Here is a 20,526-nt window from a genome sequence, read left to right on the forward strand (position 1 = left end):
TAGTAGATTTTGGTCCTGTTAAGCAAAATAAATACGCCTAAACTGGAGATAATACAATGTTTGCAAAAACCAAATTAAAATCACAAAGTTTCTCTGCCTATTTTAAGTCACTCGGTATCAAGGAATGCCAAACCAAAGAGGACTTCTGGAAGCATGTAACCGTGGTCGATCCCTTCTTGGCTAAGGAACTCCAACCCATTATGGACCGCAAACTAAAAGGGAATATTTATGAAGTGAAAAACCGAACACTGCCCTTCAGTTTGGCAGTAGAATCATGGACGGTGAATTTCCATCAGGCCTTGCTCAACTGGGTCAATCAGCAAACTTATTTAAAGCCGAAACGGATTTTGGAAATTGGCTGTGATAATGGGTTGCTGGCTTGCAGGTACGCCACCATGTTCCCAGATGCCGAGATTGTAGGGATCGACCTGTGTGGAGATGGGATTCGATGTGCTCGGGAGTTGGCAATAAAGCAAGGACTGAACAACGTGAGTTTTTACCAAATGGATTTTATGGAGGTATCTGAGCACTTTTCCCTGAATTCTTTTGATTTAATCATTTCTGCACGGACCTTTCATGAGATCATGGGGCCGATCATGATTTCAAACTATTGGTCACTTCTAGCGTACTTGAAGGAGAATCCAACCTATGGTGACAGTCGTTATTTAGAAATAGTCCATCGTTTGTTAACGGAGGATGGATTGTATCTCTCTTGTGAACAATTGAAAAATTCCGCAGATCTTGGAAGGTGGGCGAATGTGCTTCAGGAGGCGGGTCTCCATATTCAATGGGATGACAGTGGTACGATCGAATACCATGAAATAGGAGTAGATAGGCTGTCTCCTGTGATTGTGGCCACAAAAAGGGAGACAAATCTCGAAACCTTGGAAGGGATGGAACACCTTTATACGAAAGGTTACCCACTTGTATTTGAGGAGGGGCGGTCTTATAAAGGAGGGACAGCAGAATTTGCCTATCAAAGGCTGGGGGAGAAAACATTCGTCACAGGGATTCAATTGAAAGTGACGAACCATTGGCATGTGTTTCGACTTGAGCTTTGGGAGACAGATGGGTTTCTGCTTGTCTATAACTATGGAAATATGGGGTATCATGAATTGGATATTATACCTACCTGCGCATATGAAGAGGCACACCAGTTAATGGAGGAGGCGGTCGGTAAGTTCGGTCACCTTGGTCCGCTTGTTTGGTATGACAACCTGGATGAACGACCAGAGTAGTTCAAAAAAACATTTTTATCAAAAAGCAGTGTAAAACCCCTAGCTTTAGATATGGGGATATAAGCTGTATTTTTGTTTTTCTTTTTCAATATGTTCAAGTGATCCCACTATACTTTTTAGTATTATCTGATATAATTAACATTCGGAACATTTGTTCTATCTAAAAGGGAGGCTACTATGAATAAAGTAATACTTAGAGATATCAAATCTGGTGATCTACCTGTATTCTTTGAACATCAGAAAGATGACATTGCCTTTTTCGTTGCGTAAGTTTGTGAAGTATGAACTTAAAGTAACAAGGGGCTTTAATGAAAGCAGAATTAATTGGTTTTAAGGTTCAGATCATGTTTTCGTTATTCAATTTTAGGGCGGACTTCTGTAACATATGCAATAATTAGGTTGCACTTTCGTTTCAATATGTGCTACATTTAGGTTGCACTTGTGAAAAGGAGGAGTCGTAATGGATCATGATCGAATTAAAAGAGAGATCTTTATTAATGCACCTATCCAAACGGTATGGGAGTTAATTAGCCAGCCGGCATGGTGGGTGGGTGATGCACCCGGTCCAGATAAGGTACAGGTAGATGGATCACGTGTGGTAGCGGATACGAAGTACGGACAATTCCCGGTGTTGATTGAACAATCAGAACCGCCAAACTACCTAGCGTGTCGGTGGGCAAGTTCATTTGCTGGAGTGGAACCGAAAGAAGGAAACTCTACCCTCGTCGAGTTTATGTTGACTTCAACAGATGGGGGAACTTTACTTCAAGTAGTTGAAAGTGGCTTTTCGCACCTAGCAGTATCCGAACAAGAGCAAAGAAAGTTCTTTAAAGGGAATGTCCATGGCTGGGAGATGCAAACAGAAGTATTGCGGAAGCGTGCTGAGGCATAATTGGTAACTACAGATAGTAGTCATTTCGAAAATATCTTGATCGCCTTAGCAGACCCCACACGCCGACAGTTACTTGACCTAATCGCTCTAAGAGGACAAGCTACAGCAACAACATTAGCAACTACTGTAACTGTATCTCGTCAGGCAGTTGTTAAACATCTAACAATCCTAAAAGATGCTAGGTTAGTATCCAGTAATCGTGTTGGGCGGGAAGTAAGATATCAGGTGTGTCCTCAACAACTGTCATCCACAGCAGAGTGGATGGCAAATCTAGCTGCGGATTGGGATAGAAAGTTAGAATGGATTAAGCGCATAGCAGAAGAAAAATAACTTATATGAAATGGAAGAAGAGTTGATGCATGTTAAAATGCACCAACTCTTTTTTATCTCCTATTCATTTTCTCCATTTTTAACCTTAAGAATAAGAACGAAATTTTAGGATCAATCGCTGAAAAGTACAATAAATCCGTGGCTCAGGTGGCTTTACGTTGGCTGACACAAAGATTTGAAAGTCAAACAGCATACCATTCCTCAATTAAATAGAATATTAGTTTATCAATCAGGCAATTATTTATTACAACATCCAAAAGATTATTTACGTTTGGAAATAAATAACTTAGAATTACTGTATAAACCTGTCTAATTCCATTGCAAATTTTAATGAGGGTCCGCTTAGTACAGTTCTTTTTTAGTTCCACTTGTGGCTATTCTAAAAGGAAAACAAACCTTAGGGAACCAACCTGCCAGATGGTTCCCTAAGGTTTGTTTAAATAGGCCAGATGACTAACTTTGATTGGCGCCTAGTGTTCCTAAAAGCCTTGCAAAACACAGGCTCATAAAACAATGGCTCAAGTCAGTCTTTCTATAATGTAATTTCGATACCGTTTTCTATATAGAGTGTGTTTTGTAATCCGGTTTGGTTTACTAGATATTCAGAGATTTTTTTTGCGGCCCTTTTGATCATCACGCTTAGAGTTATGTTGTCAAACACACGTGCGTAGCAGCGGATGATTAATGTATTATTTTCTTTAAATAGATGAAAATAGACTGTTTCTTTATGCGGTTTCGAAAAACAGTGGATAAATAGATATTCATCTGTTGGTTCAAGTCCTCGTATCAACAGTTCTTTTTGAATTATTCGTTTTATTTCTGTGATTTGTCTTTCTGATAAAGTTATTCTCATGCTAGCTTCACCAACTTTTTGAACGGAATGCTATCTATTTTCATTATACGAAAGTTTGAGTTGGTCCGCTACCAAACCGGAGCGAACCCTTTTTCATTGTTCAAACATCCATTGCATCGCGACTCTGATCCAAGCGGGCATTCAACGTGTAGTGGTCTTTTCCTGAGATTCTGTAGGGCGGAAACTCAATCCGTGTATAAGTTGCCCCTTTTCTAATCAACATAAGAATGATCCAAATTAGAAGAAGGTGTAGTATGGCAATAAATTGTTATCGGTCATTCGCCATTATTTCATTATGCATGGCCTTGTTACTAATGACACAGTGTAGTTTACAGGGAATCGGGATTTGGCGGCTCGGCTTAGAAGACCCCATGTACTGGAAGATTATCCCCAAGAAAATAAAAGTAAAAAAGGTCAACTAGTAAGCAGGGTCTTCAAGCCTTGCTTTTTTAGTTGGCAACGCTTGTCTACGGCTATGAGAGTTTTCCACTTTTGTTTACAAACAGGCAAGTGACAAAATTTGTGGTCTTAAATAATGTTGCCCTGCATGATAAAATGAATAAACTATATGAAACAAAGAATGGTATCTTAGATTAAGATCTTCCGATACTAATAGGTGTGATGAAATTTGAAAAGAAAAAAAGTAATAATCATGATTATGGGTCTACTCACTATGTGTATTCTTCCTTCTCTTTTTCTTATAGATCGAAATCAAGCAGGCCTTCAAACAGTTTCGACTGTCGCGACCGTAGAATCTGAACAAGTCGAAAATACCGAGGAAGTTGCTTCTAAAGAGGAAGAGAAACCAGTAGAAGACCATTCCATTAAGCAGGAAAGTCCTAAACCATTCACCGATGAAATCAAGGAAAAGGTAAGGGAAGTAGTGGATAGTGTCGTTGATTTCTTCGAAAAAGATCAAAAGATTGTCGCTATCGGAGACTCACTCACGGAAGGTGTAGGGGATGAAACAAAGAGCGGTGGATATGTCGGGATCCTTAATCACACGTTTGAGGATCACAACCTTTCTATCAAAATAGAAAATTTCGGTAAAAAGGGAAACCGGTCGGATCAATTACTAAAGCGGCTGGAAAATAAAGAAATTGCCACAGCTATCTCCAAGGCTGATATTGTTTTAATTACAATTGGCGCCAATGATATTATGAAAGTCTTGAAAAGCAATTTTACAAACCTTACGCTAGAACCTTTCCAAGTAGAAAGAGTGGAATATACTGAACGAGTAACAGACATATTCAATAGATTGAAAGAATTGAACCCAGATGCCCATATTTATTTAATCGGGTTTTATAATCCTTTTGAAAGGCAATTCGCAAACATTAAAGAATTAGACATGATCATTGATAATTGGAATGAGGCAGGAAACTCAATAACAGAAGAATATGAGAATGTGAGCTTCGTACCCACAGAAGATATATTTACTAATTCCACGGTGAATTTATTAGCAGCAGATCAATTCCATCCTAACACCAAGGGCTATAAACTTATCGCCCAGCGGGTCTTAGAATATCTGAAAGTAACGGAGGAAACAAGCGTCGCCAAAACAAATTAAGATCCAAACTAAAAAAATCGACGGAATCATTTCGTTTCATTTATTTTTAGTAAAAAAGCTTAATAAGACGGTGAGTTCCGCCTATTGTCTCGAAATATAACATATTAAAAAGGCCCTTATTTCAAAATAAGGGTCTTCTTAAACTTTAATTGCCAAAACTGGTTGGGCTGTATATACTGTCATAATCCACCTCCATTGAGGGAATCGTCCTTTGCTGAACTGGAAATGTAGCAATATGTTCGGTCTTTCTTTTCGGATCATTACGACCGATAATTGTTCCTTTTCTACCTCATTTCGTAACTTAGTAAGTTGATTATTGGATAAAAAATAGAAAGCATTAACTTTATTTTCTCTTCTAAAAAGCTTGTTATCATCAAATTAGTAAAATAAGGGAGTTGGAAGCTGATGACCAAACATATTAAAATTGGTAAGACAGATTTATATGTAAACCCGATTGGTCTTGGTACCAATGCATGATAAAATGAATAGGAAAGTTTTGTTTGAAAAAATGAAGGATTGGAAAATTTAAGGAGGAAATAGAATGTTTACATCAGTAAATGATTTCTTAAACGAATGGAAACAAGAAGCAGCGGTTACCCAAAAAGTGCTGGATGCGCTGACAGATCAATCGTTGAATCAGGAGGTTTCTCCAGGATTATACAGCATTGGAAGCGTGGCTTGGCACCTTACTGGATCCGTTTACTACTTTCCTTCACAGGTAGGAGTAACATTCGAGATTCCTAATCTACAAAAAGAAGCGCCGAAATCAGCTGCTGAAATTAGCGAGACCTACAAAACAGTAAGCCAGCGGTTGTCACAAGCATTTTCTGAACAGGTATCAGATGAAGAACTTAACAAAATGGTGAATTTATTTGGAATGGACATGCCAGTTCAGTCTGTTTTCCGTCTGCTTATTCAACATCAGGCCCATCATCGCGGACAATTGACTGTCCTAATGAGACAAGCCGGCTTGAAGGTTCCTGGTGTATATGGTCCTAGCAAAGAAGAATGGGAAGCAATGAACGCTCAAAAGAGCTGATATGATCAATGATGCAAAAAGCTCGCAGCTAGTGTTTTGTACCTGCTTAGCTTAGTTTGCATACTGAATCCGTTTTTATATTCATTGAAGAAAAATGATATTCAAGAATCTGGCGCGATTATCTATAGGTGATCGCGCCTATTTCATGTTTAGGGCCTTATTGTAGAATATCTCTTTATTTAAGGCTCTGTTAAACTAAAATGTTGATTTTTGAGTTTTAATGCATACGTTAGTTCAATAAGAAAATTACATTTTATTTTTATAAAATAGTCTTCAAAATATTTGTTTCCTCTATGTCAAAACTGGTTGGCTAAAATCGCTTTGTAATGAACAATTCTACCGCTATAATCATGATGGCAGGGATACTATTGGCTATACAAATTGCTATCAATGGCCAGTTAGGAAAAGTTCTTCACTCTTCCACACATGCAGCCCTTATTTCATTCTTTGTAGGTACTATTACCTTACTAATGATTGTTGGGGTAATGGATCGTTCTAACACAAATATTAAAGAGCCTATTAAGTAGTTAGCTCCTTGGTGGATATGGATTGGAGGTGTATTAGGTGGGTCTTGCGTACTAATAAATGTATATCTCGTTGATCAAATTGGAAATGGACAAACAGTAGTCCTTACTTTATTTGATCAAATCGCCGGTAGCCTGATGGTAGAGCAATTCGGACTGTTTCACTCTTTACAAAATCGAATGAAACCAATACAGGATTTGTTCAAAACCGATTGTGGGTGAGGCTAATACTTTTGTTACCGACGATAATAGTCATCTTTCCAGTACCAAATTTCTTGGTTGTTTTTTTAAAATGAAAATAATGGTAAAATAATTGTAGATAACGCTTTAGTGAGGAGTGGGGTTCAATGAATCTATACCAAAATAGGCAATTATCATTACATGACTATTTGGAAATACGAGAGAAGTCTGAAGAACTTTTAGAGTATATTGATGGAATAGTTTTTATGTCTCCTTCCCCCTCAACAAAACATCAACGAATATCAAGAAAACTTCTTATTGCATTTGATAAATTCCTGGATGGAAAGTCCTGTGAAGTATTTCATGCGCCTTTTGATATTGAACTCAAAAATGAAAATATGGAAGGGACTAAAATTGTCATTCCAGATCTTAGTATCATTTGCGATAAAAGTGGTTTTACAGAATCATGTTTTATTGGCGTACCAGCGCTCATTGTAGAAATTCTAAGCCCATCTAATCAATCGCATGACTTAATTACAAAATTAAACCTTTATATGAACGCAGGGGTGAAAGAGTATTGGATTGTGAATCCTATGCTCCATTCCGTAACTGTTTATTCGCTTAATGATGAAAGTATGTATGAACAACATGATATGAAAACAGATAGTGGATGTATTTCATCGAATTTCCTACAGGGATTTACCGTTGATTTAAAAGCGATTTTTTAAAACTGCGAATGTAACCTTGACCCGACTTTATGTTACAGCAAATCTGGTCTTTTTAAATTCTGCTATTTTAATATTTGTTTATTTCGAATCGGACGTCATTTCATAATTTTAGATGAACTTACTTTTAACTGAAAGTAGTAGAAAAATTTCTCAATGAATGGGGAATTTTTCTTTTGAGTTTAGTTGTATTCAGGTTTGAATTGTTCAATCCGTTTACGTACAAAGTCAGGGATAGGGGATGGTACATGAGTCTTGGGATCAACGCTGACATAGATGATTTCAGCCAAAAGGAGCGGTTCTCCTTCATCCTCTCTAGTGATCATGAAATGCATTGTCATACTCTTTGTTCCCATCCGATCCATTCGGCACCATATGGTTAACCAATCATGTAAATGAGCAGACTTTTTATATTCCAACGTTGATTTTGCAAGCACAAAATCAAATTCAGAGGCTTCTTCTTGTGACAAAACCTGCTCAAAATACTCAGATACTGTGATATCAATATACGTTAAATAATGGGCATTAAAGACAATTTTCTGGCCATCAATTTCCGAATAACGAACCTTTAACAGATGTGAAAACGGATAATCTACCATTCCAATCACCTTTCTTTTTCGCTAATTTCTTTGTAAGGATTACGGCCGAACCCGCTAGCACTGTTTTTTTAATATATAGTCAAAAAGCTCAGAATGATGATAAGAAGTTTCCATAAATATGATAAATTACTTCCAGCGATTAAAAGTTGAACGATGACGATGATACAACCAATAAAAAAATGGCATGCCCAGACTGTTCAAGGTTGGCACGCCATTTTTTTTATTCATCTATTTCGCAAACACATGATTTCCGATTGTCTCTACTGTTTCACGGGATTGAATCCAATCATCTGTTGCTATTTCAGGATTGTAGAAGTAAATCGATTGATTTAAAGTATCTTCTCTATTTAGAGCTTGTTCCACTGCTTGAGTTGACTCTACTGAAGCAGGGTTATTAATTTCACCATTTTGAACAGGCGAAAAGGCATAGGCATCACCGACAACTTCATGAATCACCTCTGTTTACACAAAACGAACGTTCATGACAATATTCCTATGAAAATGTCATAAACTAGGAAAAATTACGAAGCAAAGGAATAAATTACCCAAGGTATTGTCCTTTGACAAAGGATGTTCTTTCCGCTTTTTATTATCATAGCCATTCTAGATTTGAATTAATGTATTTTTTGATCATATATAAGCTGGTAAATGTGGTAAAATTAGGGTTAAGGAGCTGATTGTCATCAAAACGAGAGTCAATTTTCCATTTCTCTATTTTTTTATGGAACCGAATGTAGTTTTTGTATATAAAGTGGAGACCCAACAGTATGTAACCGTTTCGGATTTGAATGAAAAGGGGGAATGGCAAACGTTTGAGTTACTTCATGAAGATAATTTTGAGACGTTTAATCATGAAGAGAGCCATCCCCTTGAAGGTAGAGGTTATTGTATTACACTAAATGATAAGAATAGAATGGTCGAAGAAATTAATCAACATATTCAAAATTATCGCCATTTACAACCTTCTTTAGCGCGCACAGTTGAGGAAGGGTACAGTGCTGTTCATATTGTTTCCTCAGAATCTGCAGCCGGTTCATTAAGAGTAGGACTTGAAAGACCTAAGCTTGTGATTGGCTTTCCAGACTCCTTTTCGATTGGACCCTTGTGGAGATTAGATGAAGAAGCAGGCCAAAGGTTTCGCAAGGAATGGTTATATGAACATATCAATGATGAACAAGATGATTTTAAGTATGAAAATAAATTTGCCAATACATTACGTGAAATAGAAGATATTCCCGGGCAGGTTCCGATTTACATTTGGTATGGCAATAATCCAGATGAACAAACCGGTCTCAGGTTTCTGCTCTTTTTATTGCGCAACAAACCAAATGATATTTTTCTTATGAATTCGACTGAACTCTATGAAAGATACATAACGAAAGATCAGCTAATTTTCCATACAGGCCATATCGAACCAACAGATTTGAAACTTCTATTTGAAAAAAACAGGAAAAATCCGCCTATAACAGAACAAGAACGGATCCAGTTTCACAGGGAATGGAACACTTTAGCAGAGACGAAAGAAGTCCTTCGTTTATGGATGGAGCATGAAATAAAAGGCGTCAAAGAAAATCACTTTGATCCACTAATCATACATACCATCGAAATGCTGCATCAAGAGCAAGAAAAAAAGGACTATATCGTGGTGGGAAAGGTGATTGGAGAAATTCTATCAAGGACGAATGAAGGCATGAATGCTTTCTTTTTAGAGTATAGAATTCGGGATATGCTATATAGAGGGGGCCTTGAGCTAAAAGGTATTCCAAAATCAATGAGGCACTATCGTGTTAAACTACGGTGAGGTTGTTTGATGTAAATGCAGAGGTTGAATTATGGACCAGGGCAAGCCACATTAAGGTACAATCTTAAACTCAAATGGGAAAACACACTGCATTTCACACGTTGAAATAGTGTGTTTTTTTTGTTGTAAGAGCAGTCGACATCGGTTCCGCTAGGAATATCTTGTTAATATATTGGAATGTGTGAAGGGTAAAGACTGAGGTGGAACCGATGTATATATTCAAATCGATTACGGATGAAATAAAATCAACAAAGCTCGTTTTTAATCATTATTCCAGACCAAAACGGTTGGTAGTAGCAGGCCTGTTTGCCAGCATTGCGGCTATTCTCCAAGCAGCTGGTGGGTTCTTACCTGTGCTAGGGTATTTTATTAGTCCATTTGCAACCGCACCAATCCTTTTCTGTGCGATTCTATCACTACCGCTTGGTACAATGGCCTATTTTCTTACTACTTTCATGCTTCTAATCCTTCAACCCAGTGAATTGCTTGTCTTCCCATTTACGACTGGCTTGCTTGGACTTGGCACGGGCGTGGCTTTTTATTGTTTCAATAAGAGATTAACCATTATTGCAGTTGGTGCTGCATTCTTATCCTTAGGTATTCTTAGCCTATTATATGTTTTCACCTTCCCGGTTCTAGGTCCCGTCGTTTCAGGTTCCTTTTCCTTGTTAACAGCCAGTGCTATTTTTTTGTTTTCTTTCATTTATAACTGGATTTGGGTCGATATCGGTTTACTCCTTTTTAAAAGGTTAAAAAAGACTATCTCTTTGTAATCTTCCAAATCACACCCGTGTTCGGGGCAGCACCTATTTTCTTACCGGGTGGCTTAAAAATTCCAAAGTCAGCAATATACATTTCCTTGTGCTTGCCAAATAGAACGTCAATAGGTCGTTCTAGGCCGCCACCGCCAGTAGCTGATGCGGCAACACCTGTTTTATTAATTGCAAACGTCGTAATTTTGCCGGTCTCGGTATTAATCCTCGAAATACGATGGCCCACACGTGGTGCGGGCTTACCGCCTGTTGTACTAGGCGCCTCACTTCCAAACTCCGCAATAAACGCTTCTCCAACGGGACCAAAGGAAGGGTCATTGTTGAAATCAAAGCCCATGATTGCCGAATGCGGGGCAAACGAGGCAATCGGTTTTGGCGGCTGCATCGCGTGCTGGGCGAGTAAGAAGGCTGGTTGCGGTTTTCCTTCTGGTTTAAAGTATGGGTTTGTGACGGGGTGCCCGCCAGTATAATCTGGCCAACCATACCAAATTCCAGGTCTAATCCATTGAAACTCATCAGGGGAATTCTCGATTGGCCGGCTGCCGCGAACATCGATTCCATGATTACCGCAATAAAGACGATTTTGCCTGTCAAATTTTAACCGGAAGGGATTCCTAAGTCCCCAGGCGACCAATTCAAGCTGGGAGCCATCGGGATTGGCCCTTAGAATACTGCCGCTTGCCTTGACCATTCCTCTAATATATTCGCCGTGGTATGTCGGAACACCGAATGGTGAAAAAGCGCCCGTGCTTGATTTCTCATTGGGTGCTCCAGAGAAAAGATTTTTTGTTGTAACATTTTGGCCTGTTAGCTGGATGAATGAACCGGGATAGTCATGACCATAGGGGTGCTCCTTGATCCAGCGGGTGTTATCCTCACCAACCACCCCAGCATTTGTTGCCGTCCCTTGGCCAAAGTACATTTTTCCATCGGGTCCAAAAATCACCCGGTTGTTATGATGGTCACCGAAACTAGGTAAGCCTGTCAGAATATCTTGTTTGGTCCCATCCTGTTTTACCATGGTTATCGACCCACGGTGGGCAACATAAATGGTGCCCTTATAAAAAGTAATCCCGGTCAATGGTGGCGTAAATCCTTCAGCAATTATCTTTGGACCTGTGGAAGTAAGAATGAGCACTTTTCCGCTTCCCGAAGTGATTCCCGCATCCGCAATCAGCATTTCCCCTTGATCATTAAATGTGATATTGATGGGGGTCGTAAGCTCCTTGGCGAATACTTCAATTTGATACCCTTCAGGAAGCCAGACATCTTCGGGTTTTAACACACGCTCGATTTTTTTAGGTCTTTCCATCGTATTCCCCCCTGGAATAAGCCTTTCTATCTACATATTCAGATGGGAGTAGTCCTTATTCCAAGCTGGGGTCATTTTTCCAAGACAACATCGATTAAGATGATATCGGTTAAAGAGTGCAGCGACTGTTTCAGAATGTGATCAAATTCCTCGAGGTTCCTAGCGCGAATGCCGGTCACTCCGAAGCTGGCAGCCAATTGCACAAAATCCGGATTTTGAAAGGTTGCTCCGTCATTCTCGCCAAACTTTTTGTTCATTTGCTCGACCTCAAGTTTTAACATCGAGTCATTTAAAACAAGAATAATGAAGGAAAGTCCGAGCCGTTTGGCTGTCTCGATTTCTGCAAAATTCATTAGGGCACCGCCATCGCCGGTAATACAAATAACAGGGTTATGAGGACAAGCTAGTTTCGCCCCGATGGCACCTGGTATGGCGATCCCCATTGAAGCGAGCCCGTTGGAAATAATTAACCGATTTGGCCCTTTTGGCTGATAGGTGCGGGCAATGGAATCCTTATGGGAACCGACATCGGATATGACAATCGTCTCCTCTGTCGTGTGAGCTTCAAGGCAGTGGAGAATAGTTTCAATCGAAAAGGGAAGAGTGGTCCCGGGTTGATGTGGTCCCATTTTATAAACAGTCTTTATTTGTTCCTTGAGTCCACTTAGTGGCACCCAGGATTTTGTTGGGAGAGCGGCTTGAATTAGGAGCTGTAATGTTTTCTTCAAGTTCCCGACCAGTTCCAACTCGACAGGATAGTATTCATTGATTTCTGCCGGTAATGGATCAATATGTAAAACAGGAAGTTTCTTCTTATTCCAATCCTTTGGCAGTTTTTCAACAAAGTCAAAGCCGATGACAATCAAGAGATCAGCCTCTTTCAAACCAGGCAGCACTACATCGTTTTCTTTAAATCCAAAGGTATAGAAATTAAGCGGGTGCTCTTTTGGAAGCACACCTTTTGCCATAAAACTATGGGTAACAGGGGATTGAAGGGACTCAATAAAGGTCAGAAGCTCTAGGACTGCTTCCTGCCTGATGACCCCGTTTCCGACGATGACAAAGGGCTTCAGCTTCTTTTTAATCAGGTTAATGGCTGCTTCGATTGTCTCGGTAACAGGGACACTTTCAGGCAAGGGAGTAACGGGTAAGGCCATCTCTGCGATCATTTGGGTCGCAAAGTTCTCTGGTAAAGTAATCGTGACAGAACCGGGTTTCTCCATTTTAGCGATCTTGAATGCTTTTCGAATCACCACCGGAGTTGTTTGTGACTCATTGATTTGTGCGCTCCATTTCGTTGCGGGTTCGAACATTTTAACTATATCGATATATTGATGGGATTCCTTATGGTGACGTTCCATGCCAGCCTGTCCAATTAAGGCTACCACAGGGGAATGATCGAGCTGAGCGCTGGTAATTCCTGTTAACAGATTTGTAGCTCCAGGCCCAAGCGTTGATAAGCACACGCCGACTTTGTTTGATAATCTTCCATATACATCGGCCATAAAAGCCGCCCCTTGCTCGTGCCTGACATTCACATATTGGATCTGTGTTGATTTTGACAGGGATTTAGCAAGGTCCAGAATCTCGGTGCCGACAATCCCAAACACGTATTCAACTCCTTCGTTTTCTAAACAATGGACTAGTACGTCTGTTACCTTCATCATGTCCTCCTTATTATGTTAGCTACCTATGGCTACGGCCAATCCGATTGTCAACCCATCAAGGGAAACGGATGATTCCTTATCCCTATTCTTACCTAAATTTGTTTTTTATTTTTATCAGAAAATAAAGGCATTAACTTTGTTTTCTCTTCCAATCGTTTGTTATCATTAAATTAGTAAAATAAGGGAGATGGAAGTTAATGGCCAAACATACTCGAATAGGGAAAACCGATTTATTTGTTAATCCGATTGGTCTTGGAACCAATGCCGTTGGGGGACATAATCTTTTTCCAAACCTTGATGAAGAAGCAGGCAGGGAATTGGTCCGAACTGGTCTAAGTCAAGGGATTAATTTTCTAGACACAGCTTATATTTATGGTTTGGGGCGATCGGAAGAAATCATTGGGGAAGTTGTGAAAGAAAGCGGAACTCGTTCGGAAATTGTCATTGCATCCAAAGCAGCACATCAATTAAATGGTAATGATATGATCTTAGATAACTCACCTGCTTTTCTAAAACAAGCCGTCGAAGAGAGTTTAAAACGGCTGCAAACGGATTACATAGATCTATTCTATATTCATTTTCCTGACCAAGATACACCAAAAGACGAAGCGGTGGGAGCGTTAAAGCTATTGAAGGATGAAGGGAAGATTAAAGCCATCGGAGTGTCTAATTTTTCTCTTCATCAATTAAAGGAAGCCAACAAAGATGGCTATGTGGATGTCTATCAAGGGGAGTACAACTTGATAAGCCGCGATGCAGAGAAGGAATTATTCCCATACGTAACCGAACAGCAAATTTCTTTTGTGCCGTTTTACCCACTAGCTTCTGGGTTATTAACAGGTAAATATAATCAAGAAACTGAAATTAGTGAAAAGAATCGAAAAAGACCGCAATTTCAGGCAGGTGTTTTCGAAAAGAACTTGGAAAAGATTGAGCGAGTTCGTCAAATTGCAGTGACTAAGGGTGCGGAGGTTTCTCAAGTGATTCTTGCTTGGTATCTGTCCCGTCCATGCATCGACGTCATTATTCCAGGTGCCAAGCGTGCTGACCAAGTACTCCATAATTTAAAAACGTTACAAATTCAATTATCTGCTTCAGAGCTTCAAGAAATTGATCAGATATTCCCTTTATAAGGAAAATAGAATTTTAGATCACGGCTCTGTTTTTATTTATTGTTGATTTTCGTGGAGGTTTGAGAATTCATAGGCGGAGAATTTCCGGCTAATGTATACAGTGGAGGTTTAAGAAGCAGACTTTTTTGTGAAAGTCTTTCTTCTAAGATAATAGTGAACAAAAGGTTCTAATATTTTCAAAATACAGTTTCCAGCCACATAGCATTATACTGCTGTTTTAGTAACTTGACAGTATAAAAATTCCATAGTAACATTTAGTACGTGCTAATAATGAAATTGATTTTTTCAATAAAGAGCCTTTAGCAGAAAGTTAATATCACCTATTGACTTGATGAAAAAGGAATCCGATTGAAAATAGAAATCTTATCTAATTGCATTCTTAAATTACATACAATAAAGGTAGACTATTTAAAAGCCTGATTAGGCAGTTAAAAGTAAACCGGCAATCATCCAAGTTTAATGGTTTAACAGGACCATTAAATTTAGAGCTTGCCGGTTTTTTTGTTTTTTAAAACGATAAAGTAAAAGATTCATAGTATTAAAATCTATGGGGGGAGAGAGATAGAATGACCCATAATCATGATTTCATTTCATTGCCAACTGCCTTTTTTATCGTTCTTACCGTTTCCATGGTAAGCACCATTTTCCTGCTATATAAAAAGGTTCCCGTACATTTGGTTCGTTATCACATTGGCCTTCTTTCGTTGCCTCCCATCGTTGCCTTGTGGGGGCTTCTCGCTAACAATCGAACGGTGATGGTTGGTCCATGGCGTTTTGACTCGCTTTCTTGGCTCCTGGCCCTATTTGTCCTGACAATCGGTTTGATTGTGCAGCGTTATTCTGTCCGATACTTATTCGGTGATCGTGATTACCGAAAATATTTTGCTCTGCTGACATTCACAACATATGCTGACACGCTTGCCTGGATCAGCAATGACCTTCGTCTTCTTTTGGTTTGCTGGGGAGTGACCTTGTTGGGACTTACGTTGCTTATCCGATTACATAAGGAGTGGCAAGTGGCCAGAAAGGCAGCTGCCTCTGCAGGCCGGCTATTTTTAATCAGTTGGCTGATCCTACTAGTGGCTGTTATTTGGATGGCACAAACAACAGGACAGTGGCAACTATCCATTGTGCTTGAAAAAAATAATCTTGCACAACTCCCATCATGGGAGAGGACCTGCATCAATCTCCTTTTAATCATTGCGATGTTCATTCCATCTGCACAGTTTCCTTTTCAACGTTGGCTGTTGGATTCGGTAGTCGCTCCAACGCCTGTTTCAGCTGTCATGCATGCCGGAATCGTCAATGCCGGTGGTCTATTGTTTACACGTTTCGCACCGATCTTTAGCGGTGAGGCAGCACAGATCTTTTTGCTTGTGGTGTCTGGTTTTTCCGTTCTGCTGGGAACCGGAATCATGCTTGTTCATGTCGACTATAAACGGCAGTTGGTGGGCTCGACCATTGCACAAATGGGATTCATGCTAATTCAGTGTGCATTAGGGGCCTATTTAGCAGCCGTAATTCATGCACTCTTACATGGACTGTTCAAAGCGAGCCTGTTCCTGCAGGCTGGATCTGCCGTCCAGCACAGGGAGATTCATTCCTTCAAAAGTCGTCAAATCCCCAATTTGTGGGTGATCACTGGAGTGATTTTAGCTCTCATGACGGGGATTGGCTATTTGCTGACTTCTGGTGGAGAGGGTTATCCAATTATTAGCAGCTTCATTTTAGGCTGGTCCATGCTATTTGCTTGGATCGGACTCGTTGCTTTTGGAAATGGCAGAACGGGTCGATTTGCTGGATTGACTTTTCTTGCAGGGGCGTTATTGATGTTCACATACATTCATAAGTCCTTAGACAGCCTGTTACATGAAACCATTCTTTCTGGGATGAACCCTTCTTGTCCTGCCATCATCTGGGTCCTGTTTCTCTTACTGGGAGGTACTGCTGTTGGGTTATGGCTGGCACACAAACGTTCCTCAACCGCCTTTACGATCATTTATCTTTGGCTTGTCCATTTAGGCGAGCCGCACAAAGATGTAGTGGAAAGTCATCCAACCTATTTGGCAAAATCCTTGTTTTATCGGGGGGAATCTAAATGACAACGACATTAGCTAGACCTTTAAATTGGGAAAATGAAACGGAAGAACGTGGTCTTACTATTCATGAAATAGTGAAAGCAGCCAGCGAAATCATCGCTCCGCTTGGCCCGATTAGCCAGTTTGCAGCACGCAGCCCCTGGGCCAGTTTGGAGGGGCAATCCTTTGAACAGATGGTACGCCGATTCAAAGATCGTTGCGATATCGAGCTACTTCCCAACGATTCTGTCTTGCAATCAGCATGGAACCATGGTGAAATGGATGTGGAATTTTTAGAAGAAGGGCTGCAGCTCTGGCTTGAGCAGCACGATTTCGAACTTTCGCACACGGATGCGGTGCAGTTTTGCCGCACGGCTCTTACGCAGGGTCCGCCTTCTTCTGAATTAACGGCACTTCCCGAAGTGAAAAGCTTGGCAAAAAGGCTGAGTGACTTCAATTTCCATCTGCATACAAGAAAAACCGTTAAACCCCTTAGCCAGTGTTTTGAACAGAAAGAAGGCGACGGGAAGTTTAGAGATCTCAACCGCCATATGATCAAGTGGTGTAAATTATTTCTGGATGAGTCTCAGGCCGTTTGGTCCATGCCCAATCGTGAACAAGGTTTCTATCAGGCATGGAAGCGAATGGCTTGCTTAGACCCGGCCTTATCGTTAGAGGCACGGAAACAGATAAAACATTTGCCGAATGAAGCAGACATAGCTTTAGTAGAGGCTCTATCACAACTAGGAATTTCCGATTCAGAGACGCAGGAATATCTTGAAGCCCACTTGCTGGCTCTGCCAGGCTGGGCGGGGATGATGCTATGGCGCACACAGCAACAAATAAAGGATAGCTCCTTGCTTACTGACTATTTGGCTATTCGAATCTCAATGGAGCTGATATTGTTGAAGCCTCATTTTCCATTGTCTAAACAAGGAAGGGAAGAGCAAGTGCGCCTGGAACCGTTAATCGCCGCTTGGATTCATTGGGGGAATGTCCCCATAGATAAATGGCATCAATTGTCTGATGTGGAACAAAAAGCACGTTTGAACCTGGCTCGGCAGTTTGATAAGATTGTCCGCAATAGGCTATGGCTGGAAGCTTGGGAAAAAACATATGAAAAACAACTAATGGAGCAAATCCTCTCGAAGCAGGAGCTGGTCTCTGAGCCAAATAAACCTTCGTTGGCACAATTCGTTTTTTGCATCGATGTCCGATCAGAGCCTTTCCGTCGAAAACTGGAACAGACAGAGGGGGTTGAAACCTTTGGGGCAGCCGGATTCTACGGTTTGCCGATTGAAACCTGCAAACTTGAACAAAAGCATAGCCATCCTTCCTTGCCGGTTATGTCAAAACCGCAATTCAAGGTAATGGAATACTTACCTGAATCGCAGTACAAACCATTTCACGAGCGGATTGAAGCAGTTCATTCACTTAAAGGTACATTCAAGTCAATGAAACACAACCTGCTTGCCAGTCTATTGCTGCCGGAAGTAAGCGGACCTTGGCTTAGCATGCAGACACTAGCCCGAACTTTTATACCAAGGAGTACAGGTCGCACTTTCAAGAAGCTGCTTGACACGTGGGTGATGAAACCTGATGTGAGACTAACGCTTGACCGTATGGAGCAATCTAAATCGGAGCTACCGATCGGTTTTTCAGAGGAAGAGAAAGTGCAATATGTGGAGCAGGCTTTAATAACGATGGGGCTCACCGATCATTTCGCTCCATTAGTGGTGATTTGCGGACATGGAAGCCGAAGCATCAATAACCCATATGCGGCTTCGCTCGATTGCGGGGCATGCGGCGGCACCTCAAGCGCTTTTAATGCACGAGTATTGGCTGAATTGTGCAACTTTCCCCATGTAAGGCAGTCACTAAAAGCTAGGGGGATTTTGATACCGGAGGAAACTATTTTTGCGGCGGCCGAGCATATTACCACACTTGATGAACTGCATTGGGAGTATCTGCCAAAGCTCTCGGCAAAGGCTGAAGAGGCCTTTACCTGCATCCAGGCCGTTCTGCCACAGGTGAGTGAACAGGCTAGCGCCGAGCGGATTTCGAAATTACCGAATCTCAAATTCAATCGCAAAAATCCTAAAGAAGAAGCCGAGCGGCATTCAGAGGACTGGAGTGAAATCCGTCCAGAATGGGGGCTGGCAGGTAATGCGGCGTTTGTCATCGGAGAACGAAGCCTGACCGAAGAGTGCAATCTGGAGGGCAGAGTTTTTCTTCATAACTATAATTGGATAAAAGATAAAAATGGCTCTCTGCTTGCCAGCATTATTGCCGGGCCGGCAACTGTTAGCCAATGGATTAACCTGCAATATTACGCATCTGCTGTTGCACCGCATTATTATGGCAGCGGAAATAAAGCAACCCAGACCGTGACAGCCGGAATTGGAGTGATGCAGGGCAATGCCAGTGATTTATTATCTGGACTCCCATGGCAATCGGTCATGCAATCGGATGAAACGATCTATCATGCACCTATCAGGCTATTGGTGGTCATCCAGGCACCAACGGAATATGTGGAACGATTGTTGAAGCATGATCGGACCTTTCAACAAAAAGTAGACAACGGTTGGCTGCGGCTCGCATCCATTGATCCAGAAGGTAACTGGAAAAGTTGGTCATAGCGCCGTCATGGTGTAAGAAATCATTGATGAACTGTACGATTTTTGGTTAGTAGAGAAAGGATAGAAATCAATATGGACAAGTCAAAAGGCATGATTGAAGCTGAAATTAGTAAAGCATTAACCCATTGGGAGAAAAGTTATCTGGGCCGCGGTTCCATTTCTGTAAAGACAGATATTGTACGGGATATGGTGATTGTGACATTGAATGGCATATTAACCCCAGCTGAATATGCCTTATGCAGGGATAAAGAAGGGCTGTTATCGATAAAAACGACACGAAACAGCTTGGTGGAATCAGGACAAGAAGAATTGAAGCACATTGTTTATTCGATAACAGGTGAGGAAGTAATCAGTATTCATACCGATCTTAGCACGCAAACCGGTGAAAGGGTCATGGTCTTTAAACTCTCAGGAGATTTGGAGAAAAAATTCGCCTAACGATGGGGCTTCCCTAAATGTTTGGAAAGTTGTGTCCAACGGAAAAGATTAAAACTGCATTAAACGGGGTGAGATAATGAATATGGTGGAAAACAGAAAAGTGTTGTTTGTGATGGGGATGGAGCAAAGCCCGAAAAGTATATTGAAAGAGATGGATCGTCTTCAAACGGATCATATCTTAGTCTTGCAATCTTATGGACCAGACTTTTCACCCTTCAGTGATATCATGCGGGACATCATTCTTGCCGTTTATCAGGAGAATGTGGAAGAAATAGTTGTTGCTGTTCCAACAGCAGAGCGAAAGAATGAAAGAGAGACACTTAAACAACTATATGAAAATAAAGAATTACAAGAGAAAATTAAAACGTTGGATTATCTGTTTGAAAATTGCATGCCAGAATTCCCGAAATGCAGTGTAAGAGAATGGCTGGAGGGCAACGAAGCCTCTGCTGACAATAGGCAAAATTATGCTGAAGTGATTCGAAACCATCCATTGATGCCATCCAATGTAAACGTGACAGAATGCAAGATTGATAACGAAAAGCCATCAAAAATGGTCGTTTTATGAGAAATTGATCACTGATTGAAAGTAAAAAACACCGAAAAGACTACTCTATTAGAAAGTGGTCTTTCGGTGTTTTTTGCTTATTTATTGTTGTGGGAAATAGGAAATGTCTCCTTTTGAGAACGATAAAGTCCTAAAAGGAGATTACGAGAATCGGCTTGTACAAACAATAA

The 20,526-nt window shown here is 40.7% G+C and carries 19 protein-coding genes and 1 pseudogene; 15 read left to right on the top strand and 5 right to left on the bottom strand.

The window, feature by feature from the left end; all coding sequences use genetic code 11:
- Positions 1-56 precede the first annotated feature (56 nt).
- From TY15_RS00075 to TY15_RS00085, 3 genes are all read left to right on the top strand, one after another.
- Positions 57-1,238: a class I SAM-dependent methyltransferase gene (locus TY15_RS00075; RefSeq protein ID WP_040209131.1), complete on the top strand. Its 1,182-nt coding sequence runs from the start codon at positions 57-59 to the stop codon at positions 1,236-1,238.
- 460 nt (positions 1,239-1,698) lie between these two features.
- Positions 1,699-2,130, top strand: a complete 432-nt coding sequence (locus tag TY15_RS00080) for an SRPBCC domain-containing protein (protein ID WP_040209130.1) — start codon at positions 1,699-1,701, stop codon at positions 2,128-2,130.
- On the top strand, positions 2,131-2,460 hold the full coding sequence (locus TY15_RS00085) for an ArsR/SmtB family transcription factor (RefSeq protein ID WP_040209129.1): 330 nt from the start codon (positions 2,131-2,133) through the stop codon (positions 2,458-2,460).
- 532 nt (positions 2,461-2,992) lie between these two features.
- Here TY15_RS00085 and TY15_RS00090 read toward each other — a convergent pair.
- Complete coding sequence (locus TY15_RS00090; RefSeq protein WP_040209128.1) at positions 2,993-3,313, bottom strand: hypothetical protein; 321 nt, start codon at positions 3,311-3,313, stop codon at positions 2,993-2,995.
- Positions 3,314-3,567: 254 nt separating this feature from the next.
- On the opposite strand from TY15_RS00090, the gene TY15_RS24135 reads away from it, so the two are divergent.
- The 5 genes and pseudogenes from TY15_RS24135 to TY15_RS00105 all read left to right on the top strand — a co-directional run bounded on the left by TY15_RS24135 (position 3,568) and on the right by TY15_RS00105 (position 7,351).
- Positions 3,568-3,735 carry a hypothetical protein gene (locus TY15_RS24135; RefSeq protein ID WP_157042249.1) on the top strand — a complete coding sequence of 56 codons (168 nt, stop codon included), beginning with the start codon at positions 3,568-3,570 and terminating at the stop codon, positions 3,733-3,735.
- A gap of 206 nt (positions 3,736-3,941) precedes the next feature.
- Entirely contained in the window at positions 3,942-4,880 is a 939-nt protein-coding gene (locus tag TY15_RS00095) for an SGNH/GDSL hydrolase family protein (RefSeq protein WP_040209127.1), read from the top strand.
- Positions 4,881-5,421: 541 nt separating this feature from the next.
- A complete protein-coding gene (locus TY15_RS00100) occupies positions 5,422-5,919 on the top strand; it encodes a DinB family protein (RefSeq protein ID WP_040209126.1) in 498 nt (165 codons plus the stop codon).
- Positions 5,920-6,269: 350 nt separating this feature from the next.
- Positions 6,270-6,665 (top strand): annotated as a pseudogene (locus TY15_RS24845) (DMT family transporter); the annotation flags it as partial.
- Positions 6,666-6,790: 125 nt separating this feature from the next.
- Entirely contained in the window at positions 6,791-7,351 is a 561-nt protein-coding gene (locus TY15_RS00105; protein ID WP_040209125.1) for a Uma2 family endonuclease, read from the top strand.
- A gap of 179 nt (positions 7,352-7,530) precedes the next feature.
- Here TY15_RS00105 and TY15_RS00110 read toward each other — a convergent pair whose 3' ends face one another.
- Both TY15_RS00110 and TY15_RS00115 read right to left on the bottom strand, forming a co-directional pair.
- Positions 7,531-7,947 carry an acyl-CoA thioesterase gene (locus TY15_RS00110; protein ID WP_040209124.1) on the bottom strand — a complete coding sequence of 139 codons (417 nt, stop codon included), beginning with the start codon at positions 7,945-7,947 and terminating at the stop codon, positions 7,531-7,533.
- Between the two features lie 228 nt (positions 7,948-8,175).
- Complete coding sequence (locus TY15_RS00115) at positions 8,176-8,403, bottom strand: cell wall hydrolase (RefSeq protein WP_052353668.1); 228 nt, start codon at positions 8,401-8,403, stop codon at positions 8,176-8,178.
- 295 nt (positions 8,404-8,698) lie between these two features.
- Between TY15_RS00115 and TY15_RS00120 the strand changes: the two genes are divergently transcribed.
- Positions 8,699-9,748 (top strand): DUF1835 domain-containing protein, encoded by a 1,050-nt coding sequence (locus TY15_RS00120; protein WP_179301868.1) that lies wholly within the window; start codon positions 8,699-8,701, stop codon positions 9,746-9,748.
- Positions 9,749-9,957: 209 nt separating this feature from the next.
- Positions 9,958-10,521, top strand: a complete 564-nt coding sequence (locus TY15_RS00125; RefSeq protein WP_040209122.1) for a hypothetical protein — start codon at positions 9,958-9,960, stop codon at positions 10,519-10,521.
- Here TY15_RS00125 and TY15_RS00130 read toward each other — a convergent pair.
- Positions 10,508-11,833 (bottom strand): PQQ-dependent sugar dehydrogenase, encoded by a 1,326-nt coding sequence (locus TY15_RS00130; protein WP_040209121.1) that lies wholly within the window; start codon positions 11,831-11,833, stop codon positions 10,508-10,510. The genes TY15_RS00125 and TY15_RS00130 overlap by 14 nt on opposite strands.
- A gap of 71 nt (positions 11,834-11,904) precedes the next feature.
- The gene (locus tag TY15_RS00135) at positions 11,905-13,497 is read right to left on the bottom strand and encodes an acetolactate synthase large subunit (protein WP_040209120.1); all 1,593 of its coding nucleotides are present in this window, start codon (positions 13,495-13,497) and stop codon (positions 11,905-11,907) included.
- 200 nt (positions 13,498-13,697) lie between these two features.
- Here TY15_RS00135 and TY15_RS00140 point away from each other — a divergent pair, with 200 nt between their 5' ends.
- The 5 genes from TY15_RS00140 to TY15_RS00160 all read left to right on the top strand — a co-directional run bounded on the left by TY15_RS00140 (position 13,698) and on the right by TY15_RS00160 (position 20,356).
- Positions 13,698-14,633 (top strand): aldo/keto reductase, encoded by a 936-nt coding sequence (locus TY15_RS00140; RefSeq protein ID WP_040209119.1) that lies wholly within the window; start codon positions 13,698-13,700, stop codon positions 14,631-14,633.
- 566 nt (positions 14,634-15,199) lie between these two features.
- Positions 15,200-16,735, top strand: a complete 1,536-nt coding sequence (locus TY15_RS00145) for an NADH dehydrogenase subunit 5 (RefSeq protein ID WP_040209118.1) — start codon at positions 15,200-15,202, stop codon at positions 16,733-16,735.
- The gene (locus tag TY15_RS00150) at positions 16,732-19,350 is read left to right on the top strand and encodes a DUF2309 domain-containing protein (RefSeq protein ID WP_040209117.1); all 2,619 of its coding nucleotides are present in this window, start codon (positions 16,732-16,734) and stop codon (positions 19,348-19,350) included. Before TY15_RS00145 ends, TY15_RS00150 begins: the two co-directional genes overlap by 4 nt.
- A gap of 72 nt (positions 19,351-19,422) precedes the next feature.
- Positions 19,423-19,788, top strand: coding sequence for a Na-translocating system protein MpsC family protein (locus tag TY15_RS00155; RefSeq protein WP_040209116.1), 366 nt, complete (start codon positions 19,423-19,425; stop codon positions 19,786-19,788).
- A 76-nt stretch (positions 19,789-19,864) separates the two neighbouring features.
- Entirely contained in the window at positions 19,865-20,356 is a 492-nt protein-coding gene (locus tag TY15_RS00160) for a carbonic anhydrase (protein ID WP_040209466.1), read from the top strand.
- The last annotated feature ends 170 nt before the right edge of the window (positions 20,357-20,526 follow it).

Origin of the sequence: Neobacillus jeddahensis, assembly GCF_000612625.1 — a bacterium.
GTDB lineage: Bacteria > Bacillota > Bacilli > Bacillales > Cytobacillaceae > Neobacillus > Neobacillus jeddahensis.